We start from the raw sequence: 23,789 nt of genomic DNA on the forward strand, positions 1-23,789 counted from the left end.
ATGGGTTATACAAGTCCCGCTCGTCGGAGCGGACCGGGAAAGACGCGCGCGGCACGCAACCTCGGGTCAGTTCGGCGATCGCAGCTCGTTACGACGTACGGAGTCGGCTCTCTCATCGCGATCGACAACGAATCATTCATCGTGGCCGGGCTTGATTCTTGGGATGTCGGGGAGGCTCCCGAGATCCACGAGCGACGGCTCGCGCAGCTTCTCGGCGTCCAATCATTTCGACTTCCGCCTGCGCCGGATCTGGACGACGCCAGGGACGGCGTTCGAGTGCGACGGTTTCCTGAGTACTACTCCTGCCCGAGCTGTCGTTCTCTCATGAAGTTCCGCGAGTTCAACACGGCGGGAGAGAAGGCGCGGTGCGGAGAATGTGAGGAAATGCTGGTCCCCTCGCGGTTCGTGCTCGCTTGCGACGGCGGTCATATCGAAGATTTTCCCTACTGGAAATGGGTGCATCGGGGGAAGCGCGCCGGCCCCGGGGCTTGCAGGGGTTCCCTCCGGCTCCAGGCCGCCGGGTCGTCTGCTTCGTTGCGTTCGATCGTGATCGAGTGCACGTGTGGAGAAAAGGCGTCGATGGAAGGAGCGTTCCGGCGTAAGACATTGCGAGAGCTCGGCATTGGTTGTTCAGGGCGGTCTCCGTGGCTGCAGGAAGATCGGCCGATTGCCTGCGACCGTCCTCCGCGGACCATGCAGCGCGGGTCGTCTTCAGTCTGGAATCCCGTGCTGAGCAGTGCGCTTTCGATCCCGCCGTTCAGCGGAGGTGTCCACGCTCTCGTCGAACGAGAGAAGCTGGACACCGCTTCCGAGGACACAATCCAGTGGTTTTGCAGGAGCAACCACGCGAAACTGCAGCAAGCGAACGCGACGGTTGACGACGTACTTCGAGTCGTGGCGGAGCTGAAAGCAGCGCGCGGTCGTGATCAGGACGACGAACCGGCCGAGGTTGCGTCGTCATCCTCTCTCCGGACGCAGGAGTACCGGAGCCTGGTGATCGGCAGCCGTGAGCGGGCCGAAGACGGTTTGCAGTCGTTTGTATGCGAACCACCGGAGCGGAGTCTCGATGCGCTCCGCGCGTTCGACATTGGTCAAGTGATGCTGGTCAAAAGGCTTCGCGAAGTGCGAGCGCTGGCGGCGTTCACTCGCGGCACGCCGCCTGAGGAAGACGGTTCGGAGGCGCGCCAGGCTCCGCTGTGCAGCGGAGACTTGACCTGGCTGCCTGCAATTGAGGTGGTCGGTGAGGGTGTCTTCCTGCGGTTGGCGGAAGGCGAACTCCGCCAGTGGGAAAACAGGTCGGAAGTCCGGAAGCATGTCTCGGTGATTCGCGAAAATCACCTCGCCGCCCTCCGGAAACGGGCAGCCCTCAACCCTCATAAGTCGGTCGTCGAAGTGACGTCGCCTGTCACGCCGCGACGTGTGTTGCTCCATACGCTCGCACATGTTCTCATCAATGAATGGAGTCTTGACGGAGGCTACCCGGCGTCTGCGTTGCGTGAACGGATCTATGCAGGCTCGGATATGGCAGGTGTCCTGATCTATACGGCGACGAGCGACTCCGCAGGAAGCCTCGGCGGGGTGGTAGCGCAGGGCGAGCCGGAACGTCTTGTCGATACCTTGCGCAGCGCGTTGTTGCGATCGTCGTGGTGTTCGAACGATCCCTTGTGCATGGAGTCGAAGAGCAGCGGAGTCGACGGCGTCAACCTTGCCGCGTGTCATGCGTGTGTATTGCTGCCGGAGACCAGTTGCGAGAACAACAACTGTTTCCTTGACAGAGGCATCTTGATCAGCGAGCCGCAGGGCACCAACCTGGCGTACTTTTCGCTGACCGGCTGACTCGATTCAGAGTAGCGCAGCTGGTGGGAGAAGAGAGGCACCCGCCAGCCTTGGTGGCTGGCGGGGCCGCATGCCCGTTCTGGGCTGGTTCTGGCGAGTTTTGTCAAGAGTGCAGCACGACGCACGCGAAGCCGAATGAGTTCCGGTAGCCGCGGAGCCACTCGTCGCGGTGGGTGGCCGCGGCGGCGAGGGCTTCGGCTTGGCCGGGGTCTTCCGGGTGGTCCAGGGCCCATTCGGTGAGGCTGCCGGTCCACGACCATTCGTAGGCGTCCAGTTCGCCGCGGGTGCTCGTGTGGCCGTGGGTCGGCGTCCAGCCGGCGGAAGTCACCTGGTCGAGGAGTTCCGGCAGGTCTGGCAGGTCGCCGAAGATCTCAAGCGCGGCGGGGGTTGGCTCGGCTTCCCAGTAGGCGTCGCCGACCAGGGCGCGGCCGCTGGGGCGGACGTGAGCTCGCAGCGCGGCGAGGGTGGCTGGCAAACCGCCGAAGGCGTGGGTTGAGCCGATGCACAGGACGGTGTCGAACTCGGCTGCGGCGGGGAATTCGGTGGCGGATTGCTGGTGGAGGGTCAGCCGGTCGGCGACGCCTCGTTCGGTTGCGGCGGAGCGGGCGCGGGAGAGGGCGAATTCCGAGGTGTCGACGCCGACTGCGCGAAGTTTCGGGTACGCGGCGAGGGCGCGGATGAGCCAATCGGCACCGCCGCAGCCCAGGTCTAGGACAACAGCGTCTTCGTGCGGGATGCTGTGGTGGAGCAGGTGCCGCACCTCGTCGTCGCTGATCGGGGCCGCGATGGGGTGCTGGGTGTGGGCGAGTGCGGAAAGTCGTTCACGGTTCACGCGCGCCACGCTGACACGCGCGCCCAGAGCCGCGCATCTTGTTTATGAGCGGGTGCGCATCGATGCCGACGGGGCGGTGCCGAGCACGCGAGTGGCGACCCAGGCCAGGCCGTCGGCGGTCTCGGCTGGTGTGCCCGACGGCTGCATGACGTGGCTGAGCACGGTGCGCACGACGAGGTCCATGACCACGGTGAGCTGGCCGTCGTCGAGTGGCGGCGCGTAGCCGCGGACCCGGCCGCGCAGGACGGCTTTCGCTTCGGTCAGCAAAGTGCCGGCGCGGGTGGTCAGCAGCGGCAGGAATTCGTTGTCGGTGCCGTGCGTCGCGGAGGCGATGGCGCGCAGCAGGATGTTGTCGTCGGCCAGTTCGAGCACCGCGCGGACGGCGTCGTAGATCGCCTCGACCAGGTCGTCGGGATGCCGGTCGAACGCCGTGCTCACGACGGCGAGGAACCGGCGCAGCTCGTGCGAGATCATCGCCTCGGCGAGCGCGGTTTTCGAGCCGATCTCGTTGTAGACGGTCTGCCTGCTCACCCCGACCAGGTCGGCCAGCCGCGCCATGGTGACCGCTGACCAGCCGGATTTCGCGGTGAGTTCGATGGCGGCGGTGATGATGGGCTGCCGGTACTGGCCGCCCGCGGGCACCGGAAGCACGCTCATGGCAGTCATTCTAGGCGGCCGTTTCCAGTGCGAAGGCGACCGCCTCGGACCACGGCGCCCGTGCGGCGATCCGCTTGCGGTACTTCATGATGTCGCGCGGCCGGTCGACGGTGAACGCGCCGACGAGCCGGTCGCCGCGCCGGTACAGCGCGGTGAAGCCGTGCTCGGCCGGGACCGCGACGACGACCTCGTCCGCGCGCGGCGTCCCGACGAACTGGATGCGGTGCGAGTACCAATCGGACCAGAAATACGGCACGGCGCTGAACACCCGCGCGCTCGCGGGGTCCAGCGCGTGCCGAGCCGCGGCCGCACCCTGCTCGGCCGCGTTCGTCCAGTGTTCCAGCCGCATCAGCTCGCCGTCGAACAGCGCGTTCGCCACGTGCGCGACGTCTCCGGCCGCGTAAACGCCGTGTGCGGCGGCGAGGGTGCCGTCGCAGATGACGCCGCCGTCGCGCTCGTGCAGCAGGAGTCCGCTGTCGCGCAGCCATCCGGTGGCGGGGGCCGCGCCGATTCCGGCGACGACGAGGTCGGCTGGGAGGACTTCGCCGGTGGACAGCTGGACGCCGGTCACCGCGCCGTCTTTCTCCGTAAAACCGGTGACCCTGGTGCCCAGCCGGAGATCGGTGCCTGCCGCGCGATGCAGGTCCGCGCAGACCTCGCCGACTTCGGGACCGATCGCGCGCACCAGAGGCGTGTCCAATGATTCCACAATGGATACCGGAAGGCCGCGTTTGCGCGCGGCTGAAGCGACTTCCGAGCCGATGAACCCAGCGCCGATCACGACTGTCCTGGCGCCACTGTCCAATGCGGACCGGATGGCGACCGCGTCGTCCGCGGTGCGCAGCGAGTGAATGCCGGAGATCTCTTCGGTGCCGGGGAGAACTCGGGCGGCGGCTCCGGTGGCGATGACGGCCGAGTCGTAGGGGACGGTCGTGTCGCCGGTGCGGATCTCCCTGGCGATCGGGTCGAGCCCGGTCGCGGGAGTGCCCAGCCGGAGTTCGACGCCGAGTTCGCGCAGGTCGTCCGCGCTGAGAAACGGTTCCACCGCAACCGGTCCGTCCGCCGCGAGAAAGGCTTTCGACAGCGGCGGCCGGTCGTAGGGCAGATGGTCCTCCGCGCCGATCAGCACGATCCGGCCGTCGTATCCGGTTCGCCGCGCCGATTCGACCGCTCGCAGTCCCGCCAGCGACGCGCCGACCACCGCGAGCGTCATGACACCAGCTTCAACGCGAGCACCGGGCAGGCGTCGACCGCCGCGGCGAGGTCGGTCCGGTGCTCCTCGCCGGGGTTCCCGTCGAGCACGACGACCGTGCCCTCGTCGCCCACCTCGAAGAAGTCCGGAGCCATCGCTTCGCACATGCCCAGGCCGTCACACTTGTTCAAATCCGCTTCGATCCGCATCACACACTCATCCTTCCGGGAGCAACGAAGTCGACCTTTTCCCTTACTCCGCAGTCCGGACAGCACCAGCTGTCCGGAATGGACGCCCACGGCGTGCCGGCCGGGAAGCCTTCTCGCGGGTCGCCGCGCTGCTCGTCGTACACGTATCCGCAACCGGGGCACATCCCGCCCTCGCTGGCGTCCCCGCGCACGTCATCCGGCACGGCAGCGGTTTCGGTAGCGGAAGTTCCATACCGGGCAAGGACTTTATCCCGCTTCGACGGCTGGATGTTCGCCCGGCTGAGGTCGCCGTCGAAGTGGTTGAGCACCCGCTGGTCCATCACGCGCCGCCACAGCGGCGGGAACAGCGCGAGCACGATCATCCCGGCGTACCCGGTCGGCAGCACCGGAGATTCGGCGAAATCGCGCAGGGTCTGGTAGCGGCGCGTCGGGTTGGCGTGGTGATCGCTGTGCCGCTGCAGGTGATACAGCAGGACGTTCGTCGCGATGTTGTTGGAATTCCAGCTGTGACTGGGATCCACGCGCTCGTAGCGACGGCGCTCCGGCGGCCCGACCTTCTGCCGCAGCATCCCGTAGTGCTCCATGTAGTTCACGACTTCCAGCAGCGAGAACCCGATCACCGCCTGGATCACCAGGTACGGCAGGATCCCGAAGCCGAGCCAGGCCACCATCGCCACCCACAGCACCGCGGACATCAGCCAGGCGTTGAGCACGTCATTGCCGATCCGGAACGGATGCTTGTCGCGGCGGGCGTAACGCTTGCGCTCCAGTCCCCACGCGGACTTCAGCGAACCGAACACAGTGCGCGGCCAGAACCGGTAAAAGCTTTCGCCGACGCGGCTCGACGCCGGGTCCTCCGGAGTCGCGACACGCACGTGGTGGCCGCGGTTGTGCTCGATGTAAAAATGCCCGTAGAAGCTTTGCGCCAGCGCGATCTTCGACAGCCAGCGCTCGTGGCTTTCCTTCTTGTGGCCCAGTTCGTGCGCGGTGTTGATGCCGATCCCGCCGATGCAGCCGATCGAGATCGCGAGCCCGACCTTGTCCACAACGGACAGTTCGCCGCGGGCGATGAGCCAGAACGCGAAGACGAACCCGACGTACTGGATCGGCAGGAACAGGTAGGTGATCCACCGGTAGTAGCGGTCCTGTTCGAGCCGTTCGATCACGTCGTCCGGCGGATTGCTCCGGTCGAGGCCGGCCACCAGGTCGATCGCGGGCACGATCGCCAGGATCACGATCGGCCCGATCCAGAACCAGACGCCCCATCCGGTCGCGGCGTGCAGGCCGATCGCGAGGAACGCGAGCGACGGCACGACCAGTCCGATCAGCCACAGGTACCGCTTTTTGTCGGTCCAGCGTTCGGTCGACCCCAGCGGCACCGTGCCGGTCATCTCGCTCATCGCGCCCTCCTGCGTTGGCTGGCTTTACACAAAGGTAAGACATGTACACCACGATTGACAAGAGCCACTGAAATGTAAAGTCGCCGCACCTGGGTGAATCCGCAGGTGGAGCCGTCCGTGAGGGGTGGGCGGGCAGCGGTTATTCCGCGTCTGTCGAGAGCAGTCGGTGTCCGTCCCACGTGAAGCGCGAGGGCCCGCTCGCCGCCGGGCATCTTCCGGGTCAGCAGCTGCCGGACCTCGCCGTTGGCCCGGTCGACCTTCACCGCGAACCGGTGCCACGCGGTGTAGTCGAAGTTGCTGTTCCCGCCCAGTGGCGGTGTCATCGGCTTTGGCCTCCTCGATCCGGTCGCGGAAGAACTGGTGCGGGGATTCCCGATCGGCGGCGGTCAGCCGGACCGGATCCTTCGGCCGGAGATCACGGGCCGCCTTCGTGCCGGGCGGAAGGTCGGTGGCGACCTGCCAGACCAGCCGGACCGCGACCTTCGACGCGGTGCGCACCTGCTCCAGCCGGTGGTCATGGTCTCGACCAGTTCGTTCGCCTGGCGGGTCCCTGCGGCGAGGTGCTGTCGGGTCTGGCCGAACAGTTCCCGCTCCCGTTCGGTGATCTCGCGGCGGCTTCCGCGTGCAGGATCTTCAGCAGTTCGACCCGGATCCCGTGCACTACGGCGGTCAAGATCCGCACGTCCTCGTCTGTTTCGGGATCGAGGTCGGCGCGGGTTTGCAGAACGTCGCGGCACGTGTGCATGGACTTCGACAGCCGGTGCGGCGCGTCGTAGATGTTGCTCTGGGAGTGCGGGACGCTCGGCCAGGTCACGACACGCGGGCGTGCCGCAGCACCTCGACCACCGGGTCCAACCGGGTGTCGGCGGTGCGCCGGATGAGGAACGTGGTGAGCGTGGCGACGAGGTCGTCGATCGGCAGGACCGCGCATTCGTTCGGGTCCAGCGCCAGCGCGGTGGCGGATTCAACCGGCGCGAGGGTGAAGCTTTTGGTGCTGCGCAGGAAGATCAACAGCCCGCTGACGTCGGAGAACTGCGCTTCCGGATCGACCAGCACGCCCTTGGCGGCCAGCTGTTCCGCGCGCCGCGAGCCGAGATCCCAGTGCCGAGGACCCTGCAGGTACTGGAATCCGCGCAGGTCAGCGAGGGTGAGCGAGGTCCGGCCGGGGAACCGTGACGCGTCCACCACGGCACCGAGCGGCTCGCGGTAAAGGACGATCGTGGACAGCCGGTCGTCGGAAGTGCCCAGATGCGACACGGCGAGGTCGAGCGAGTTGCTGAGCAGCGCCGATTCCATCCCGAGCGACGGCATCTGCCGCAGGGTGAACCGGTAGGAGCCCTCCAGTGCCCGGATCGATTCGCTGAGCTGGCGGCGGTGCGCGGGATTGAGCACGTCGGGGATGGCGAGCCGGACGTCGGCGCGCTGGTCGCGGGTGCGCATGCGGACCGGAATGGCGTCGAAGCCCGAAACGACCGATTCGGCGAGCGGCAGCAGTGCTTCGCCCGCCTCCGACAGCCGGGTGTGGTGAGTGGAGCGGTCGAACAGCGGTTCCCCCAGCTCGCGTTCGAGGTCGCGAATGCGCTGGCTGAGCGGCGGCACGGACATGTTCAGCGCCCGCGCCGCACGGGTGAAGTTCAGCTCGCGCGCGACCGCGAGGAAGTACCGCAGGTGGTGAATCTCCACGGTGAGCAGCGTACCCACGGTGTTATCACGGTGGTCATACCGATCTGATGCAGTCGGTCATTCCCTTCCGGTGAGCAAGCGCTTAGCGTCAGTGACGAAGCCAAAGATCGTCAACGGGAGGACCGCGAAGATGGATGCCACCGGACCGCTTTCCGGGGTTAAGGTGCTCGACCTGTCGTCCGCGGTGATGGGCCCGTACGCCACGCAGATCCTCGGCGACTTCGGCGCCGAGGTGATCCGGGTCGAACCGCTGCGCGACGTCGCCCGGCATTCACCGGCCAACACCGGCCGCACGCCCGGGATGGCCCCGCTGTACATGCAGGTCAACCAGAACAAGCGCAGTATCGAACTCGACCTCAAGGACCCCGCCGGCCGCGAGGACCTCTTCGCCCTGCTCGCCGACGCCGACGTCCTCGTCACCAACATGCGCGCCGCCGCGCTCGACCGGCTCGGCCTCGGCTACGAGCAGTTGCGCGAACGGTTCCCCCGCCTGGTCTACGCCCACGCGCAGGGCTTCGCGCCCGGCTCGTCGCGTGCCAACCGGCCCGCCTACGACGAGGTCATCCAGGCCACGTCCGGCCTGGTCAGCCTCCAGGACCGGGCGGGCGGCACACTGCAGTTCGTCCCGACCTTCATCGCCGACAAGACCGCCGCGCTGTACCTGCTGAACGGCGTGCTCGCCGCGCTCTTCGACCAGCAGCGCACCGGCAAGGGCCAGCAGGTCGAACTGGCGATGGCCGACGCGATGATCGCGGTCAACCTGGTCGAGCACCTGGCTGGCGACGTCTTCGTCCCGGCCGCCGGGGACGTCGGCAACCCGCTTTCGCTCAGCGACACGCACGCGGCCATGCGCACGGCCGACGGCGGCGCGATCGCCGCGGTGCCCTACACCAACGACGCCGTGCGGACGCTGCTGATCGGCGCCGGCCTCGACGACGCCGCGGCCGATCCGGCCTGGGACTCCCCGGTGATCGACCGGGAGATTTTCACCGCGGGGGTGGAGAAGGTGCTGGCCAACTCCGCCAGCCGCACCACCGCGGAGTGGGAGGAGTACCTGACCGCCCACGACGTTCCGTACGCGGTCGTGGTCGACATCGCCGACCTGCCGGCCGACCCGTACGTCCAGGAAGCCGGGCTGATCACCGAGCGGGAGCACCCGACCGAGGGCACGATCCGCGTCGTGGAGAGCCCGCTGCATTTCTCGCGGACCCCGGCCGGGTTCCGCAGGCACGCCGAACGCGCCGGCGCGAGCACCGCCGAAGTCGTCGGAGCCGTACGCACCACTGAAGGGGTTTGATCGATGGATCTCGAACTGTCTCAAGAGGACCTCGCGTTCCGGGATGGACTGCGGGAGGTGTTCCTCGGCGCGATTCCGGAGGAAATCCGCAAGCGCAGCGCACTCGGCCTGATCACGCGTGACGACATCGTCACGAGCCAGCGGATCCTGAACGAGCACGGTCTCGCGGTCCCGCACTGGCCGGTCGAATGGGGCGGTCGCGATTGGACACCGACTCAGTCCCACATCTACGCCTCCGAACTGCAGCGCAACGCGGTGCCGCAGCCGCTCGCCTTCAACGCGAGCATGGTCGGCCCGATCATCGCCGAGTTCGGCAGCGAGGAACAGAAGCAGAAGTTCCTGCCCGCCACCGCGAATCTCGACATCTGGTGGTCGCAGGGCTTCTCCGAACCGGAGGCCGGGTCCGACCTCGCCGGGCTGCGCACCACCGCGAAGCGCGACGGCGACCACTACGTCCTCAATGGACAGAAGACCTGGACCACGCTCGGCCAGTACGGCGACTGGATGTTCGTGCTCGCGCGGACCAACCCGGACGCGCCGCGCAAGCAGCAGGGGCTGTCCTTCCTGCTGCTCGACCTGAACACGCCGGGCATCGAGCGCCGCCCGATCAAGCTGGTCGACGGGTCCGCCGAGGTCAACGAGTTCTTCTTCGACAACGTGGTGATCCCGGCGGAGAACCTCGTCGGCGAGGAGAACAAGGGCTGGACGTACGCGAAGTTCCTGCTCGGCAACGAGCGCAACGGCATCGCCCAGGTTGGCACCGGTCAGCGGATCTTCGCCGACCTCGCCGCCGCGGCCGCCGATCTGCCCACCGAGGATGGTCCGCTCTCCGGCGACGCGGAATTCCGCGCCGCCATGCACACCGCGAAGACCACACTGCTCGCGCTGGAGGCGACCCAGATGCGGGTCACCGCCGCTTCCGAAAACGGCCAGCCGAGCCCGGTGTCGTCGCTGCTCAAGATGGAGGGCACGCAGGCCCTTCAGGCGCTGACGAAGCTGCGCATGCGCGCGGCCGGTTCCGACGGCATGGTGCTGGACACCGAATCGCCGGTGCGGGCCGACGAGGCCGCGGTCGTGGCCGCGGCGCAGTACCTGAACCAGCGGAAGCTGTCGATTTTCGGCGGCTCCAACGAAATCCAGCGCGGCGTCATCGCGAAGACGATCCTCGGTCTGTAAGGGACGGCGACTCATGAACCTCGAATTCAACGAAGACCAGAAGCTGCTGTTCGAGACCGTCGACACAGCGGTCGGCCGCGGCTACCCGGCAGGCGGCCGCGCGGCCGCGACGAGCAGCGAACTCGGCTGGAACGATCAGGTCTGGAGCACCCTCGGCGAGCTGGGCCTCGCCGGCCTCCCGATCTCCGCGGACCACGACGGCGCGGGCGCCGGCCCGGTCGAGGTCTACGCGACCTTGGAAGCGATGGGCAAGCACGCGGCGGCCGAACCGCTGCTCGACGGCGTGTTCCTGCCGTCGTGGATCATCGCCGAGCTGGGCACCGACGACCAGGTCAAGGAGCTGCTGCCGCTGCTCGCCAGCGGTGGCACCACGATCGCGGTCGCGCACGCCGAGCCGGGACGTCCGTGGGGCGTCGCGCCGTCGGTGTCGGCGGCCGGTTCCGCGCTTTCCGGTGTGAAGTCGCCGGTGCGCAACGCCGATCAGGCGGAGAAGTTCCTGGTCACCGCGGTCGACGAGAACGGCCGTACCGGGGTGTACCTGGTCGAGGCGACCGCTGAAGGCATCACTCGCGCCGACGGCCGGGCCGCGGACTGGGGACACACGTCGCAGGTTGAATTCGCTGGTACGCCAGCGGTTCTGCTCGGCACCTCGGACTCCGACGCGCCGGTTGCGTTGCGTCGCGCGTTCTCGCGGGCGCGGGTCGCGGTGATCGGTGAGGCGATCGGCCTGATGGAGACCGGGCTCGCCATGACCGTCGAATACCTCAAGACCCGCAAGCAGTTCGGTGTCCCGCTGGCGGCGTTTCAGGCGCTCGTGCACCGTGCGGCTGACCTGTACGCGAAGGTTGAGCTGGCTCGTTCGCTGGCGCTGTGGGCCACCGCGACGGTCGAGGCGTACGACAACGGTGCGTCCACCGTGGACCTGGACGCCGCGGCCGACGACGCGTTCGTGTTCGTGTGCGACGCGGCGACCGCGACCGCCGAGGAGATCGTCCAGCTGCACGGCGGCATCGGAATGACTTACGAATCAGAGGTCGCGCACCACGCGGCGCGCCTCATCGCTATTACGGAGAGTTACGGCGGAGTGAGCGCGGCCCGTCGCCGCGCGCTAGCGTCGGACGCGTTGCTGACGCCGCCGAGCGCGCTGCTCAACAACGCGGACGCGGTCACCGCCTGAGAAAGGAGCGCGCCATGCCGGTCGTCGCGATCGTCGGCGCTGGGGTCATCGGAGTGTCGTGGGCTCGGCTGTTCGCCGAGGCGGGCTGGACGGTGCGGGTCACCGATCCACGCCCGGACCTGCGGGAAATCGTCTCTCGCGACCTCGCCGGGCTGCCCGCCACGGCAGTCGCGGACCTCGCGGAAGCCGCCGAAGGAGCCGACTTCGTCCAGGAGTCGGGCCCGGAGCGGATCGAGCTGAAGCGGGAAATGTTCGCGACGCTCGCCGCCGCCACGCGCGACGACGTAGTACTGGCGTCCTCCTCGTCGTCGCTGTTGCCCTCGGTGATCGCCGAGGGCAACGCGGCGGCCTCGCGGATCGTCATCGGGCATCCGTTCAACCCGCCCGAACTGATGCCGCTGGTCGAGGTGGTGCCCGGAGCTTCGACCGCCGAGCAGACCGTGGCGAAGGCCGTCGAGGTCTACCGCGGGCTGGGCAAGAAGCCGATCACCCTGAAGAAGGAGATTCCCGGTTTCGTCGGGAACCGGCTGCAGAAGGTCTTCAACGACCAGGCGATGTACCTCGTACAGCAGGGCGTCATCTCCGCGGCGGACCTGGACGAGCTGGTCAAGGCGTCGCTCGGGCCGCGGTGGGCGACCATCGGGCCGTTCGAGAGCATGCACCTCGGCGGCGGCCCGGACGGCATCCGGCACCTGGTGAGCCACGTCGGTTCGCAGATGAAGTTCGACATCGGCCGTCCGGACCGGGAGCACCTCGACGCGGTGATCGACGAGGTCGAGCAGGACTACGGGGCCGCGGACACCTATGCCGAGCGGGTCGAAGCGCGCGACAGCCGGACGCGCGCGCTGCTGGACGCGCTGGAGAAGAAATGAGCCTCACCGAGCAACTCGAAGCCGCGCTCGCCAAACCGGCCACGACCGACGAGTACGACTTGCACCAGCCGCTGGCCGATCTGCTCGGCTCGGTCGGCCTGCAAGAATCCGATGCCGGCGGCCGGATCGAGTTCTCCGGAGCCGATCCGGTACTGCCGGGCGCATTGCGGCTGGCCGGAGCGACGTCGATCGCGCTGGCGGCGAAATCCGTCGCGGTGGCGAAGATCTGGCAACTGCGCGGCGGACGCGGGCAGGACATTTCGATGGACCTGCGGACCGCGCCGCACCGGCTGTGCCCGTTCTACGACAAGAAGTGGGAACTGCTCGACGGCTACCCGCAGGGCGACCCCGCGCGTGTCGATCCGGCGTTCGGCACGGATCGCTTCTACGCCACCGCGGACGGCCGCTGGGTGCACCCGATCAGCCCGTATCCGAAGCTGCGCAACGATGCTGCCGCACTGCTGGGCGTTCCCGAGCGGGACGGCGCGGTGCGGCAAGCGATCGCGCAGTGGAACTCCTTCGAGCTGGAGGACGCCGCCGAGGCCGCGGGCGTCATCATGCCGGTGGTGCGGACGACCGAAGAGCTGATGGCGACCGAGCAGTACCAATCAGTGCTGTCGACGATGCCGCCGGTGATTGTCGAGCGGATCGGCGACAGCCCAGCGGAACCGTTGCACCCCAACCCTTCCACGCCGCTCGAAGGAATCCGCGCACTCGGCCGGGCGCACATCATCGCGGGCGCTGGCTGTGGCCGGGCGTTGGCACTGCATGGCGCGGACGTGCTGAACGTCTGGGATCCGGGCGAGTACGAATTGCCGGTGCTTTATGCGACGTCCAATGTGGGCGTTCGCTCCACCAGGCTCGATTTCCGTCGTCCCGCCGATCAAGAACGAATGCACTGGCTGCTCACCGGCGCGGACATCTTCTACGCCAACCGCCGTCCCGGATACCTTGCGCGGCACGGTCTCGACGCGGAAACCGCCGCCGAGATCCGGCCCGGAATCATCCACGCCGAGGTGACGCTCAACGGCGGCACCGGCCCGTGGTCCGGCCGAGTCGGCTTCGACCAGACAGCCGGCTGCCTGTCCGGCGTCATGCTGCTGGAAGGGGAGGGCGGAGTTCCGTCGCTGCCCGCGGTGCCGGTGGTGAACGACTACATCACGTCATGGTTCCTGCAACTGGGAATCCTGCGTGCGCTCATGCTCCGCGCCGAATGGGGCGGTTCTTACCGAGTGCAGGTTTCGCTCACGCGCGTCGCCTTGTGGTTGCTGAGCCTGGGAATCTTCGACAAGGGCTTCGCCGCGGAGGTCGCCGGTGTCGCTCCCGGGCACGAATATTTCGACCCCGAGACGTTCACCGCGGACACCCCGCTCGGTCGCTACCGCGGCGTCACCGAACAAATCCGGATGTCCGAGACTCCGGGCTACTACACGAATCCGTTGATCCCGAGAGGATCGCACCGTCCAGAGTGGAGGTGACATGTTCAGCGAGCTAGTGGTGCTGGGCATTCGCACCGGGACGATTTACCGCGTCGGACTTCCCGACGGGCAGGTTACCCCGCTGTACAAAGACGCTGGTGTCTCGCCGGATGGCGTTGTCGTCGCCGATGGCACTGTTTATTGGACCACCATGGGCATGCCTTCGCGCGACCCGTCGGTGCCGGGCGAAGCCGGTCTCGACTACTCCGCGCGAAATGGCGGCCTGCACGCGGTTTCCTTTGACGGCACCGGTGCGCGCGATGTGGTCCCGAATGGAACTCTGACTACTGGGAAACAGTTGGCGTACAACGGTTCCCTGTACTGGGGTGACCGGGAGGGCTACCGGATCACCCGGGTGCGTCCGGACGGCACGGGACTCACGGACCTGATCGTGAACGAGCCCGACGACAGCGGGATGCAGGAATGCGTCGGCGTTACTGTGGACGCTACGCATCTGTATTGGACGCAGAAGGGGCCGGCTAAGGGCGGCGTTGGCCGGATTTTCCGTGCTGGGCTGGAGATCCCTTCGGGGGAGACCGCACGCGATCGGTCCGATGCCGAGACCCTGTGGGATCACCTGCCGGAACCGATCGACCTGGAAATCCATGGCGGGTACCTGTACTGGACTGACCGTGGTGCGGCTCCGAAGGGCAACACGCTGAACCGTGCGCTGATTCCTGGCCCAGGGGAGAAGGGCGCGGAGCCGGAGATCCTGGCGAGCGGCTTCACCGAGGCGATCGGCCTGGCGGTGGACGACGAGGTCGCCTACGTGTCCGACCTTGGCGGGCGGATCACTGCGGTGCCGTTGAGCGGCGGTGAGCCGCGGGTGGTGGTGGAGATGGGCGAGTTGCTGTCTGGGGTCGCGGGGGTGCGGGTGTCGTGAGTGTTTGTCCCGGTTGGAATCGGGATAAACACTCACGACGGCGAGTCCGCCGCGATTCCGCGCAAAATCATCTCCACCAGGTTCAGCAGATGCTCCTGCAGATCGAACGGCGCGGCCTCGCTCTCGATCCATGAGCTGAGCGTCCCGAAATACGCCGTGGCGAGCAGCAACCCCGCCTGCGCCGGGTCGATATCCGGCCGGATCTCGCCAGCCTCCTGTGCCCGCGCGACGAACGCGCCGAACTGACGCGCCAGTTCCGGATTGCCGAACACGTTGGTGGAGTGGATCGCCGCGCCCATGCAGGCGACGGTTTCCGCTCGGGAGTCGAGGCTGTTGCGCGCCAGCTCGATCAGGTACCGGCTGAGCACCTCGCGCAGCGGCCGGTCCTCCAGGTTCTCGGCGCGCACCGCGGTCATCGCGCGTTCGCGGCGCCGCAGGCTCCACTCGTCGAGGAACGCCGTCTTGCGCTGGAAGTGGTTGAACACGGTGGCGCGCGCGGTGTCGGCGCGTTCGGCGATGTCCTCCATCGTGGTGTTGTCGTAGCCGCGTTCCACGAACAGCTCGACGGCCGACTGGAACAGCCGGTCCCGGCGTTCGTGTCGCTGCCTGGTCCGCCGATCGCTCGTCGCTTCTGCCGTCATGCCTCGCAGTCAACCATCATTTCTTCGCGGCGCCTGCTGAATGGCGTCCTTGACGCCGCGTCCGTCGCGGCTCACTTATTGGACGCAAGTACAAACATGGACTCAAGTTCAAGTAGACTGCGGTGCGTCTGGTCACCCGGCTCGGTGTGCTGCACGGCGATGCTGTCGTGGATTCGGCGCGGGTCTTGCGGGCCTTGCGCCAAGGGGAAACCGAAGTCCCGACGGAGATGGTCGCCTTCTTCGAGGCAGGGCCGAGGTGCGCGCCAGGGCTGAGTAGGTGCCGCCGCCCGCGAGGTGTTCCGCCACAGCGCGGAACTGGAAGGGTTCGCCTGAGCTCCTAACCCGCCACGGTCAGAACCCCGAGCGCCAGCAGCACGAGCACCTTCACGGTTTCCGCGGCGAGGTAAACGAAATGCGCCCGGGAGCGCGGCAGCTCCACGCCTTCCGGGGCCGCGAGGACGCGGTCCGTCCGCCGGTTCAACGCCGGACGGACCGCCCCCAGCTGCCCGATCAGCACCACGGCCGCCACCGCCGCCAGCACCGTCACCGCAGTGCTCGGCTGCCCGGCCGCCACAGTGACCACGATGCCCGCCGCGAGCAGAACCTCGGCGATGTTCAAGGCGCGGAACACGATCCGGCCGATGCCGAGCCCGAGGGGGATGGTGACCCCCGGCGCGCGAAACTTCAGCGGGGCTTCCAGGAACGAGATGGCGAGCACCATCCCGAACCAGACGAACGTGAAGGCGCCAATCAGCGCAATCGCATGCACAGCGCGGAAAACCTCGATTCCGGTGTTCGATCCGCCGCTGCCAGGCTACTCCCGCCGCCAGGTCACCGGCAGCCGCACCGGACCGTAGATCGACGCGTCGTGCGGCAGGTCCACCTCGGCGAACGGCACCGCGAGCCGCAGGTCAGGGAACCGCGCGAACAGCCGGAACAGCGCGATCCGCATTTCGACCCGCGCCAGCTGCTGCCCGAGGCATTGGTGCACGCCGTGGCCGAAGCCGAGCTGCCCAGTCGCCTTGCGTGTGACGTCCAGGCTGTCTGGATCCGGGAACTTCTCCGGATCCCGGTTGGCGACCGGGAGCGATATGGCGACCGGGTCGCCCGCCTTGATCGTCACGCCGCCGAGTTCGACGTCTTCCAGCGCGGTGCGGATCGGTCCGATGTGGATCACGCTGAGGTAGCGCATCAGTTCCTCGACCGTGCCCGCGGTGAGCTCCGGGTCGGCCTTGAACTTCGCCAGCTGCTCCGGGTTCTCCAGCAGCGCCAGCGTGCCGAGCGCGATCATGTTGCGGGTCGTCTCGAATCCGGCGACCAGCAGCATCATCCCGATGTTGGCGAGTTCCTCGTCGCTCAGCTCGCCGCCGCGGACCAGGTCGGACAGCAGATCGTCGCCCGGGTCCTTCCGCTTCCGCTCGATCTGCCCGGCGATGAACGCGACGACGCCCTGGGTGGCGTCGATCCGCTCGGCGACCGGGATGTCCGTGGCGAACATGGTCCTGGTGTAGCCGTCGAATTCGGCGCGGCGATCGTAGGGGGCGCCGAGCAGTTCGCAGATCACCAGCGAGGGCACCGGCCGCGCAAACGCTTCCACCAGGTCGACCGGGCCGTCCGCGGCCGCCATCGCGTCGAGGTGGGCGTCGACGATCTCGCCGACCCGGTCCTCCAGGCTGCGCATCCGGTGCACGGTGAACGCCCCGGTCAGCAGCTTGCGGTAGCGATGGTGGTCCGGGTCGTCCATCCCGGTGAACACGCCCGGGTCGGCCGGCTTCGGCGGCGGCAGCGGGCCGAGGTCGAACGGGACCTTCGCCAGCTCGGCCCGTGCGGACATCCGCTTGTCCGCGAGGATCGCCCGCACCTCCTGGTATCCGGTGACGAACCAGCCCTTGGCGCCGTCTGGATACGTCAGCGGCTCGACCGGAGCCTGGGTGCGCTGGGCCGGTACCGGATCGAACGGACACGTGCCCCTTTCGAGCGGGAGTCCTGCCTGACGGGTCATCGTCGCTCCTTCCCCTCTGAATAGTTCAGAATGTACACATCTTTCACAAACTTGTGAAGAGAATGTCGGAGCTAACGGCGGGACGGGTGGGGATTCACTGGCCTGGGTCGGCTCTGGTGCTGCTGGAGAGCCGGGTATCAGGCCGAGTTCATGAAGGCTCAGCCGGGATTCGCCTCGCGCCGGGGAGCCGGGCGGCTCCGGGCGGTTAGTCCGCCTCTGCGGCGTCGAGGGCCGGAACGAGCGGCTCCAGCGTTCGCCGCAACAGATCCGGCAGCGAACCGGACACCACGACCAGGCCGTTGCCTGCTGGTTGCGTCCACTGCTCCAAGGCGACCCGGACCGCCGCGGCGACGGACGCGGCCAGCACGCGCGCGATCCGCGGGTCGCCGGCCCGGGCCGCGATCACCTTCTGCAGCGGGTCTTCGAGGGCGGCCGGAGCGTCGAGAAATGCCGTGCGCAGCCCGGGATTCGTGGTGATCAGCAGGAGTGCGTCGCGGCTCTGCTCGCCGGGATCGGTGTACTGCTCCGCGATCGCGTCGAGGATCGCCTCGGCCAGCCGGGTGTCCGGCGAGCGCTCGGCGACCGCGGCGGCGATCCGGTTCTCGCGATCCGCGGTGACCGCCGCGACGATCGCTTCCTCGCGGCTGGAGAAGTAGTTGTTGTAGGTCCGCGGTGACACTCCGGCCGCTTCGGCGATGTCGTCGACGCGTACGTTCGCCGGCCCGTGTTCGATCGCCAGCCGCAGGGCTGCTTCGCGCAAGGCGACGCGAGTGGCCTGCTTCTTCCGTTCGCGCAATCCGGTCACCTGACCAGTCTCGCAGTGTTCATGCGCCTACGCAAACTTGCGTACACGCAAGTTTCGTGCGTAAGGTGGGCGGCGTCCCCGAGCGAGAGGAAACCGCCATGCGCGGCAAGGGAATGACCTACGAGACCGGGTTCGTCCGCTATGGACGGTCGTCGCGGGAGAGCTTCGAGCCGGAGACGGTGAAGCGCGAGCTGGCGATCATCCGCGACGACCTGCACTGCACCGCGGTGCACGTCGTCGGCGGCGATCCGGATCGGCTGGAGCAGGCCTCGCGGTGGGCCGCCGAACTGGGGCTGGAGGTCTGGTTCTCGCCGTATCCGCTGGAGCAGACCCACGACGAGATCCTCGCCCTCTTCGCCGACTGCGCCACCCGCGCGGAACGGTTGCGCGCCACCGGGGCGAACGTCGTGTTCGTGACCGGCGTCGAGCTGAGCGTGATGAACGAAGGCTTCCTGCCCGGCAAGGACACCGCCGAACGAGTCAGCCTGCTGCTCGCCGAACCCGAGGGCCGCGCCGAGCGGCTGGCTGAGGTGGGCAAACGGCTCGACCCGTTCCTCGACGCCGCGGTCAAGGTCGTGCGGGAACGGTTCCACGGCCTGGTCACCTACGCGTGTATCCAGTTCGAGCAGGTGGACTGGAGCCGGTTCGACTTCGTCACGGTGGAGCTCATCCGCTCCGCCGAGATCGCCGACATCTTCCAGGAAGGCGTGCGAACCCTGGTGGCGCAAGGGAAACCGGTCGCGATCACCGGTTTCGGCACGGCGACCTGGCGCGGGTCCGGCGATGTCGCGCCGCGGAGCATGGAAATCGTGGAGTACGACAAGGAAACCGGCGATCCGCTCCGCATCGACGGCGAGTACGAGCGGGACGAAGCCGGACAGGCCGCGTACCTGCGCGAACTGCTGGAGATCTTCGACGCGGAGGGCGTGGACAGCGCGTTCGTGTTCCTGTTCGCGCTCTACAACTACCCCGGCGACCTCGACCTCGCGAGCTTCGGGCTGGTGCGGATGCTGGAGGACGGTTCGGGCACGGCGTACCCGGGGCTGAACTGGGAACCGAAGGAGGCGTTCGCCGCGGTCGCCGGGCACTACGCGAAATCTTGACTCAGCGGGGTCCGCGCGGGTGAGATCCGGACATGCCGACGAAGACGAGCGCACTGGGCAACCGGGTCATGGCCAAGGCGGCGGTGCGGGTCATGCCGCTGCTGATGCTGCTGTACTTCGTCAACTACCTGGACCGGGTCAACATCGGGTTCGCCGGTCCGAACGGGATGAACAAGGAACTCGGCCTCACCGCGACGGCGTTCGGGCTCGCGTCCGGGATCTTCTTCATCGGCTACCTGATCCTCGAAGTGCCGAGCAATCTCGCGCTGCACCGGTTCGGCGCGCGCCGCTGGATCGCGCGGATCATGATCACCTGGGGCGCGGTGGCCGTCGCGATGGCGTTCGTACCGAACACCACGACGCTGGTGGTGCTGCGGTTCGTGCTCGGTGTCGCCGAGGCGGGATTCTTCCCAGGCATCATTTTGTATCTGACGTACTGGTTCCCGGCGGCGCAGCGGGCGAAGGCAGTCGCGCTGTTCATGTGCGCGGTGCCGGTGTCGAGCGCGATCGGCTCGACCGTCTCCAGCCTGCTGATCAGCGGCGGGCACGGCGTGTTCGGCCTGTCCGGCTGGCGGTTCATGTTCCTGGTGGAAGGCGTTCCGGCGATCCTGCTGGCCGTCGTCACGTGGTTCTGCCTGAGCGACCGGCCGGAAACCGCGAAGTGGCTGTCGGCCGAGGAACGCGACTGGCTCACCAGCGAACTCGACGCCGAACGCCGGGCCACCGAAGCCGAACACCACTGGCCGCTGCGGAAAGCGCTCACGCACCCGCGGATCCTCGGGCTCGCGTTCGTGTACTTCGCGGTGGTTTACGGCCTGTACGCGCTGGGCTTCTTCCTGCCGACGATCATCGCCGGGTTCGGCGAGGAGTTCGGCACCAAACTCACGGTGCTGCAGGCGGGTTTGGTGAACGCGATCCCGTACGTCGCGGGTGCGCTGGTGATGGTCCCGTGGGCGCGTCACGGCGATCGGACCGGGGAACGGACGTGGCACGTCGCGCTGCCGATGCTCGTCGGCGGCGCGGCGATCCCGGTCGCGCTGTACCTCGGAAACCCTTACGCCACCATGACCGCGGTGACCATCTGCGCGATGGGCGTGTGCGCGGCGCTGCCGACGTTCTGGGCGCTGCCCTCGAACTTCCTGTCCGGCGCGGCGGCTGCCGGCGGGATCGCGCTGATCAACGCGCTGGGCAACCTGAGCGGGTTCGTCGCGCCGTACGTGACGGGCTGGCTGCGCGACCTGACCGGTACGCAGCGGACCGGTTTGTGGGTCGTCGGCGCGTGCATGGTCGCCGGAGCCGTGCTGGCAGTGGCGTTGGGGGCGAAGCCGCGCGCGTCTCGCCGGTGATCAGCTGGCGCGGCGGGCCCGGTCCGTCAGCACCTGTACTTCGGTCTCGAACAACGCGTCGGCGTCGAGGCCCATCGCGGTGAAGCCACCGCCGATTTCGAGGCTGACAAAGCCATGCAGCCGCGACCACAACGCGACCGCCAGCTGGTGGTTCTCGGTGTTCGCCCGCCGCGCGAGGAGCACTTCCTCGTTCTCGTAGGCGGTCGGCCTCGCCTCGGCGGCGGAATCGAGGTGGTGCAACACCCCCAGCACCACGCCCATCAGCGCACGGGCCGCGTCGGCGAGCGGCTTGGCGTGCGCGTCGTAGCCGGGGAACGGTGCCTTGAACAGCAATTCGTACCGGTGCGGCTCTTTCCGCGCCCAGCCCCGGTAGGCGGCGGCCAGCAGCCGGATCCGCGCTTCCGTGTCGGGTGCGTCGGTGTCGAGTGCGTGCGCCATGGCCTCGCGGAGGTCGTTGTACGCGTCGATGACCAGGACGTTCAGCAGTTCGTCGCGGCTGGAGAAGTAGCGGTAGAGCGCCGGCCCGGACACGCCGAGCTGCTTGGCGATGGCGTTGATGGAGATCGCCTGCGCGCCCCCGGCCGTGAGCTGGTCGAGTGCGGCGGATTTGACCTCCTCGCGCACCTGCTCGCGGAACCGTTCGCGCATCGGTTTGCGGGTGCCTGCTGCGGGCATCCCCACCTCCTTGACGACGCCCGACGGTAACATGGCCGATCGTTCGGAAGACGTTCTAACTGTTCGTCCGGCCTTCGAAGGCTCGCTCGACGTCGTCGCGCTCGACAGCGGGGCCAGGCACTTCGATCGGCCCCTCGGCCGCGAGGCCGTTGAGGAAATGCGCGATCTGCCGTCTCGCCAGGTGGGCCCAGTCGAGAACGGACGCCTTCGGCTGCGTGAGCAGGGTGCTGAACGCGAGGAGATCGGTGGCGTTGACCGGACCGCGGATGGTGCCGTCCTCGCGGCCGGTCGCGAGGAAGAATTCGAGCCGTCGGTAAATTGACTTTCGGGCTGCTACCGCTTCCGGTGTGCCGAGCGGAGGTGCGCCGTGCAGCGGAAGGACGAGCTGGTCGGCGATGTCCACGGTGCCTTCGAGGTAGCGGCGGACCTGGTTGAGGCCGGTGCTGTCGTCGTCGAGCTGGTCGAGCAGGCTGTTGAGCAGGCCGTACGCGCGGTGCTCCAGCGCTTGGAGCAACGCGTCGCGGTCGGCGTAGCTGCGATAGAGCGTGCCGATCCCGAGACCGGCCTCGGCGGCGATGGTGGCCAGCGGGACATGCCGGCCTCCGCGAAGCATCGCCGCGGCAGCCGCGGCGAGCAGCCGTTCACGGTTGGCCTCCGCGTCCTTGCGGACCTTGCGCGGGCGGGACATCGGTTCTCCTCGCGGTGCCTGGACACTGCCCGTCAGCTTAGGCTAGCTTGGCTAAGCGGACGAAATGCTCCGGATCATCTGCCGAGGTCGTCCGGCCTAGGATTTCGTTGTCTCGCAGGGAGAATCGATGTGGTGCGGAGCAGTTCGGCCGCCAGTGAAAGGCAGGCCATCGGAGGCTCGCCGACCTGTTCGGTGAACCGCCGGGCCGCCGCATAGCCAGGAAAGCCCGTTGACCAGGCTGGCAAAGTGGAGTCACGTGAGTGATGACGCGAACCGCCTCCTCCGTGCTGCCAGCCTGGCGACCCCGATGGCGTTGCGAGTCGCGGTGACGCTCGGCCTGCCCGACCGGCTGCGCGCTCCTGGCACTGTCGACGACGTCGCAGCAGAACTGGATCTCTCGCCGATCGCGCTCGACGTCCTGCTCGGCCACCTGGTCACCCTCGGCGTGGTCGAGCGCACCGACGAGGGCTACCTGACGACTGCGTACGGCGCGAATCTCTGCCAGGACAAGGAAAACGGCGTGGCCAACCTCCTGCACCTGGACCGCGCCGCCGGTCGCGCCGAACTCGCTTTCGTCGAGCTGGCGCACAGCATCCGGACCGGCGAGGCGGCTTACTCCCGCCGTTATGGCAGGGATTTCTGGGCCGATCTCGCCGAACAACCGCATCTGCGGAAGTCTTTCGACCAGCAGATGACCAACCGGTTCCGCACGGAGATACCGCAAGTGGTCGCCGGAATCGACTGGTCTTCTTTCGCCGCGGTAGTCGACGTCGGCGGCGGTCGAGGAGATTTGCTCGCCGCAATCCTCGAAGAAAACCCGAAACTGCGCGCCCACCTGATCGACCTCGAACCGACCGCGAGCGAGGCCCGCGCCGCCTTCGCCGCCCGCGGCCTCGCGGACCGGGTCGAGGTACGCGGCGGCAGCTTCTTCGGTCCGCTCCCGGCTGGCGCGGATGCCTATGTCCTGGTGGACATCCTGCACAACTGGGACGACGAAAACGCCCGCCGCATCCTGAACCGGTGTGCGGAAGCGGCAGGCCGGTCCGGGCGGATTCTCGCCATCGAAGCGGTCAGCGGAATTCACGCGCGCACCGAAATGGACTTGGTCATGCTGGTCCATTTCGGTGGCCGTGAACGACGTGTGGAAGAATTCCGTGCTCTCGCCGATTCGACAGGTTTGGTTGTGGAATCGGCGACCCCGTTGACCGAACAACGAGGCCTCCTGGAATTCCGCGTCGCCTAACTCGGCGACCGTCCGAGCAACGCGACCAGCCGATCCAACGGCGGCGCGTCCTCGGCGACCGGCACCGGCGGCGCGAAGGGGCTCCGCTCCGGCGGAAGGTCAGCGAGTTTCGCCGCACTGAACGCGATTTCCCGCTCCACCAAGGCATCCTCGAACTTCGCCTCCTGCCCAGTGGCGCGAGCGAGATCCCAGCCGTGCACGAGTTCCTCGACGATCCGCAGATGCAGCGCGGCGATCCCCGGAACCGTCCCGGCTGGGATCTCGAAAGTCCGCTCCAGCACCCCCGGCTGCCGGAACGCCGCGAGCAGACCGGCAACCGCGTCCCGATAGGCCGAGACCGGATCGCCGCCGAGCGCCTCGGCGGTATGAGGGTCCAGCGAGCCGCCCTCCTTGCCGCGCAGGACGGCGGTGAACAGCCGGTGTCCGAGGACCAGATGGTTCACCAGCTCGCGGACCGTCCACTCCGGGCACGGCGTCGGCGCGTCCCAGCGAGACACGCCAGCGACCAGCGCGCTGGTGGAGTCCAGGACCGCGGCCAGATCGTCGACAGGGTTCATCGTTTCGCCTTTCTCAGGGGCCACCAGTACCGACACC

Annotated in this window: 24 protein-coding genes; 10 read left to right on the forward strand and 14 right to left on the reverse strand. The window is 67.8% G+C overall.

Features of this window, described 5'->3' with window-relative positions; all coding sequences use genetic code 11:
- Positions 1 to 1,836: a DUF1998 domain-containing protein gene (drmB, locus tag BM362_RS30050; protein WP_093575406.1), complete on the forward strand. Its 1,836-nt coding sequence runs from the start codon at positions 1 to 3 to the stop codon at positions 1,834 to 1,836.
- A 103-nt stretch (positions 1,837 to 1,939) separates the two neighbouring features.
- Here drmB and BM362_RS30055 read toward each other — a convergent pair whose 3' ends face one another.
- The 7 genes from BM362_RS30055 to BM362_RS30085 form a co-directional block, all read right to left on the reverse strand.
- The gene (locus BM362_RS30055) at positions 1,940 to 2,668 is read right to left on the reverse strand and encodes an SAM-dependent methyltransferase (RefSeq protein WP_167545488.1); all 729 of its coding nucleotides are present in this window, start codon (positions 2,666 to 2,668) and stop codon (positions 1,940 to 1,942) included.
- Positions 2,669 to 2,710: 42 nt separating this feature from the next.
- Entirely contained in the window at positions 2,711 to 3,334 is a 624-nt protein-coding gene (locus BM362_RS30060; protein WP_067575351.1) for a TetR/AcrR family transcriptional regulator, read from the reverse strand.
- Position 3,335: 1 nt separating this feature from the next.
- Complete coding sequence (locus BM362_RS30065) at positions 3,336 to 4,538, reverse strand: NAD(P)/FAD-dependent oxidoreductase (protein WP_093575408.1); 1,203 nt, start codon at positions 4,536 to 4,538, stop codon at positions 3,336 to 3,338.
- Entirely contained in the window at positions 4,535 to 4,726 is a 192-nt protein-coding gene (locus BM362_RS30070) for a ferredoxin (protein WP_067576490.1), read from the reverse strand. Before BM362_RS30070 ends, BM362_RS30065 begins: the two co-directional genes overlap by 4 nt.
- Positions 4,726 to 6,126: a fatty acid desaturase gene (locus BM362_RS30075; RefSeq protein WP_067575355.1), complete on the reverse strand. Its 1,401-nt coding sequence runs from the start codon at positions 6,124 to 6,126 to the stop codon at positions 4,726 to 4,728. Before BM362_RS30075 ends, BM362_RS30070 begins: the two co-directional genes overlap by 1 nt.
- A 514-nt stretch (positions 6,127 to 6,640) precedes the next feature.
- A complete protein-coding gene (locus BM362_RS50740) occupies positions 6,641 to 6,940 on the reverse strand; it encodes a hypothetical protein (RefSeq protein WP_425285737.1) in 300 nt (99 codons plus the stop codon).
- On the reverse strand, positions 6,937 to 7,809 hold the full coding sequence (locus BM362_RS30085; RefSeq protein ID WP_067576491.1) for a LysR family transcriptional regulator: 873 nt from the start codon (positions 7,807 to 7,809) through the stop codon (positions 6,937 to 6,939). The genes BM362_RS50740 and BM362_RS30085 overlap by 4 nt, the downstream gene beginning before the upstream one ends.
- A 130-nt stretch (positions 7,810 to 7,939) precedes the next feature.
- On the opposite strand from BM362_RS30085, the gene BM362_RS30090 reads away from it, so the two are divergent.
- The 6 genes from BM362_RS30090 to BM362_RS30115 are packed head-to-tail and all read left to right on the forward strand — an operon-like array spanning position 7,940 to position 14,692.
- On the forward strand, positions 7,940 to 9,106 hold the full coding sequence (locus tag BM362_RS30090; RefSeq protein WP_067575358.1) for a CaiB/BaiF CoA transferase family protein: 1,167 nt from the start codon (positions 7,940 to 7,942) through the stop codon (positions 9,104 to 9,106).
- Between the two features lie 3 nt (positions 9,107 to 9,109).
- On the forward strand, positions 9,110 to 10,282 hold the full coding sequence (locus BM362_RS30095; RefSeq protein ID WP_067575360.1) for an acyl-CoA dehydrogenase family protein: 1,173 nt from the start codon (positions 9,110 to 9,112) through the stop codon (positions 10,280 to 10,282).
- Positions 10,283 to 10,295: 13 nt separating this feature from the next.
- A complete protein-coding gene (locus tag BM362_RS30100; RefSeq protein ID WP_093575409.1) occupies positions 10,296 to 11,459 on the forward strand; it encodes an acyl-CoA dehydrogenase family protein in 1,164 nt (387 codons plus the stop codon).
- 14 nt (positions 11,460 to 11,473) lie between these two features.
- The gene (locus BM362_RS30105; RefSeq protein WP_093575410.1) at positions 11,474 to 12,331 is read left to right on the forward strand and encodes a 3-hydroxyacyl-CoA dehydrogenase NAD-binding domain-containing protein; all 858 of its coding nucleotides are present in this window, start codon (positions 11,474 to 11,476) and stop codon (positions 12,329 to 12,331) included.
- Entirely contained in the window at positions 12,328 to 13,809 is a 1,482-nt protein-coding gene (locus BM362_RS30110; protein ID WP_067575366.1) for a CoA transferase, read from the forward strand. Before BM362_RS30105 ends, BM362_RS30110 begins: the two co-directional genes overlap by 4 nt.
- 1 nt (position 13,810) lies before the next feature.
- The gene (locus BM362_RS30115; RefSeq protein WP_093575411.1) at positions 13,811 to 14,692 is read left to right on the forward strand and encodes an SMP-30/gluconolactonase/LRE family protein; all 882 of its coding nucleotides are present in this window, start codon (positions 13,811 to 13,813) and stop codon (positions 14,690 to 14,692) included.
- Positions 14,693 to 14,724: 32 nt separating this feature from the next.
- Here the strand turns inward: BM362_RS30115 and BM362_RS30120 are convergent, their stop codons facing one another.
- The 4 genes from BM362_RS30120 to BM362_RS30140 form a co-directional block, all read right to left on the reverse strand.
- Positions 14,725 to 15,333, reverse strand: coding sequence for a TetR/AcrR family transcriptional regulator (locus BM362_RS30120; protein ID WP_067575371.1), 609 nt, complete (start codon positions 15,331 to 15,333; stop codon positions 14,725 to 14,727).
- A gap of 337 nt (positions 15,334 to 15,670) precedes the next feature.
- Positions 15,671 to 16,054: a hypothetical protein gene (locus BM362_RS30130; RefSeq protein WP_067576492.1), complete on the reverse strand. Its 384-nt coding sequence runs from the start codon at positions 16,052 to 16,054 to the stop codon at positions 15,671 to 15,673.
- A gap of 93 nt (positions 16,055 to 16,147) precedes the next feature.
- Positions 16,148 to 17,335 carry a cytochrome P450 gene (locus tag BM362_RS30135; protein ID WP_093575414.1) on the reverse strand — a complete coding sequence of 396 codons (1,188 nt, stop codon included), beginning with the start codon at positions 17,333 to 17,335 and terminating at the stop codon, positions 16,148 to 16,150.
- A gap of 205 nt (positions 17,336 to 17,540) precedes the next feature.
- On the reverse strand, positions 17,541 to 18,140 hold the full coding sequence (locus BM362_RS30140; protein ID WP_093575415.1) for a TetR/AcrR family transcriptional regulator: 600 nt from the start codon (positions 18,138 to 18,140) through the stop codon (positions 17,541 to 17,543).
- Between the two features lie 98 nt (positions 18,141 to 18,238).
- Here BM362_RS30140 and BM362_RS30145 point away from each other — a divergent pair, with 98 nt between their 5' ends.
- Both BM362_RS30145 and BM362_RS30150 read left to right on the forward strand, forming a co-directional pair.
- Positions 18,239 to 19,243 carry a glycoside hydrolase family 113 protein gene (locus BM362_RS30145; RefSeq protein WP_093575416.1) on the forward strand — a complete coding sequence of 335 codons (1,005 nt, stop codon included), beginning with the start codon at positions 18,239 to 18,241 and terminating at the stop codon, positions 19,241 to 19,243.
- 32 nt (positions 19,244 to 19,275) lie between these two features.
- Entirely contained in the window at positions 19,276 to 20,589 is a 1,314-nt protein-coding gene (locus tag BM362_RS30150; protein ID WP_067575378.1) for an MFS transporter, read from the forward strand.
- On the opposite strand, the gene BM362_RS30155 is transcribed toward BM362_RS30150, so the two are convergent.
- Positions 20,590 to 21,264 (reverse strand): TetR/AcrR family transcriptional regulator, encoded by a 675-nt coding sequence (locus BM362_RS30155; RefSeq protein ID WP_067575380.1) that lies wholly within the window; start codon positions 21,262 to 21,264, stop codon positions 20,590 to 20,592.
- A gap of 55 nt (positions 21,265 to 21,319) precedes the next feature.
- Positions 21,320 to 21,952 carry a TetR/AcrR family transcriptional regulator gene (locus tag BM362_RS30160; RefSeq protein WP_067575381.1) on the reverse strand — a complete coding sequence of 211 codons (633 nt, stop codon included), beginning with the start codon at positions 21,950 to 21,952 and terminating at the stop codon, positions 21,320 to 21,322.
- Positions 21,953 to 22,208: 256 nt separating this feature from the next.
- Here BM362_RS30160 and BM362_RS30165 point away from each other — a divergent pair, with 256 nt between their 5' ends.
- Positions 22,209 to 23,195, forward strand: a complete 987-nt coding sequence (locus tag BM362_RS30165; RefSeq protein ID WP_420867558.1) for a methyltransferase — start codon at positions 22,209 to 22,211, stop codon at positions 23,193 to 23,195.
- Here the strand turns inward: BM362_RS30165 and BM362_RS30170 are convergent.
- Positions 23,192 to 23,752, reverse strand: coding sequence for a TIGR03086 family metal-binding protein (locus BM362_RS30170; RefSeq protein ID WP_208865384.1), 561 nt, complete (start codon positions 23,750 to 23,752; stop codon positions 23,192 to 23,194). The genes BM362_RS30165 and BM362_RS30170 overlap by 4 nt on opposite strands.
- Positions 23,753 to 23,789: the final 37 nt, after the last annotated feature.

The organism is Amycolatopsis rubida, assembly GCF_900115345.1.
GTDB classification, from domain to species: Bacteria; Actinomycetota; Actinomycetes; order Mycobacteriales; family Pseudonocardiaceae; genus Amycolatopsis; species Amycolatopsis rubida.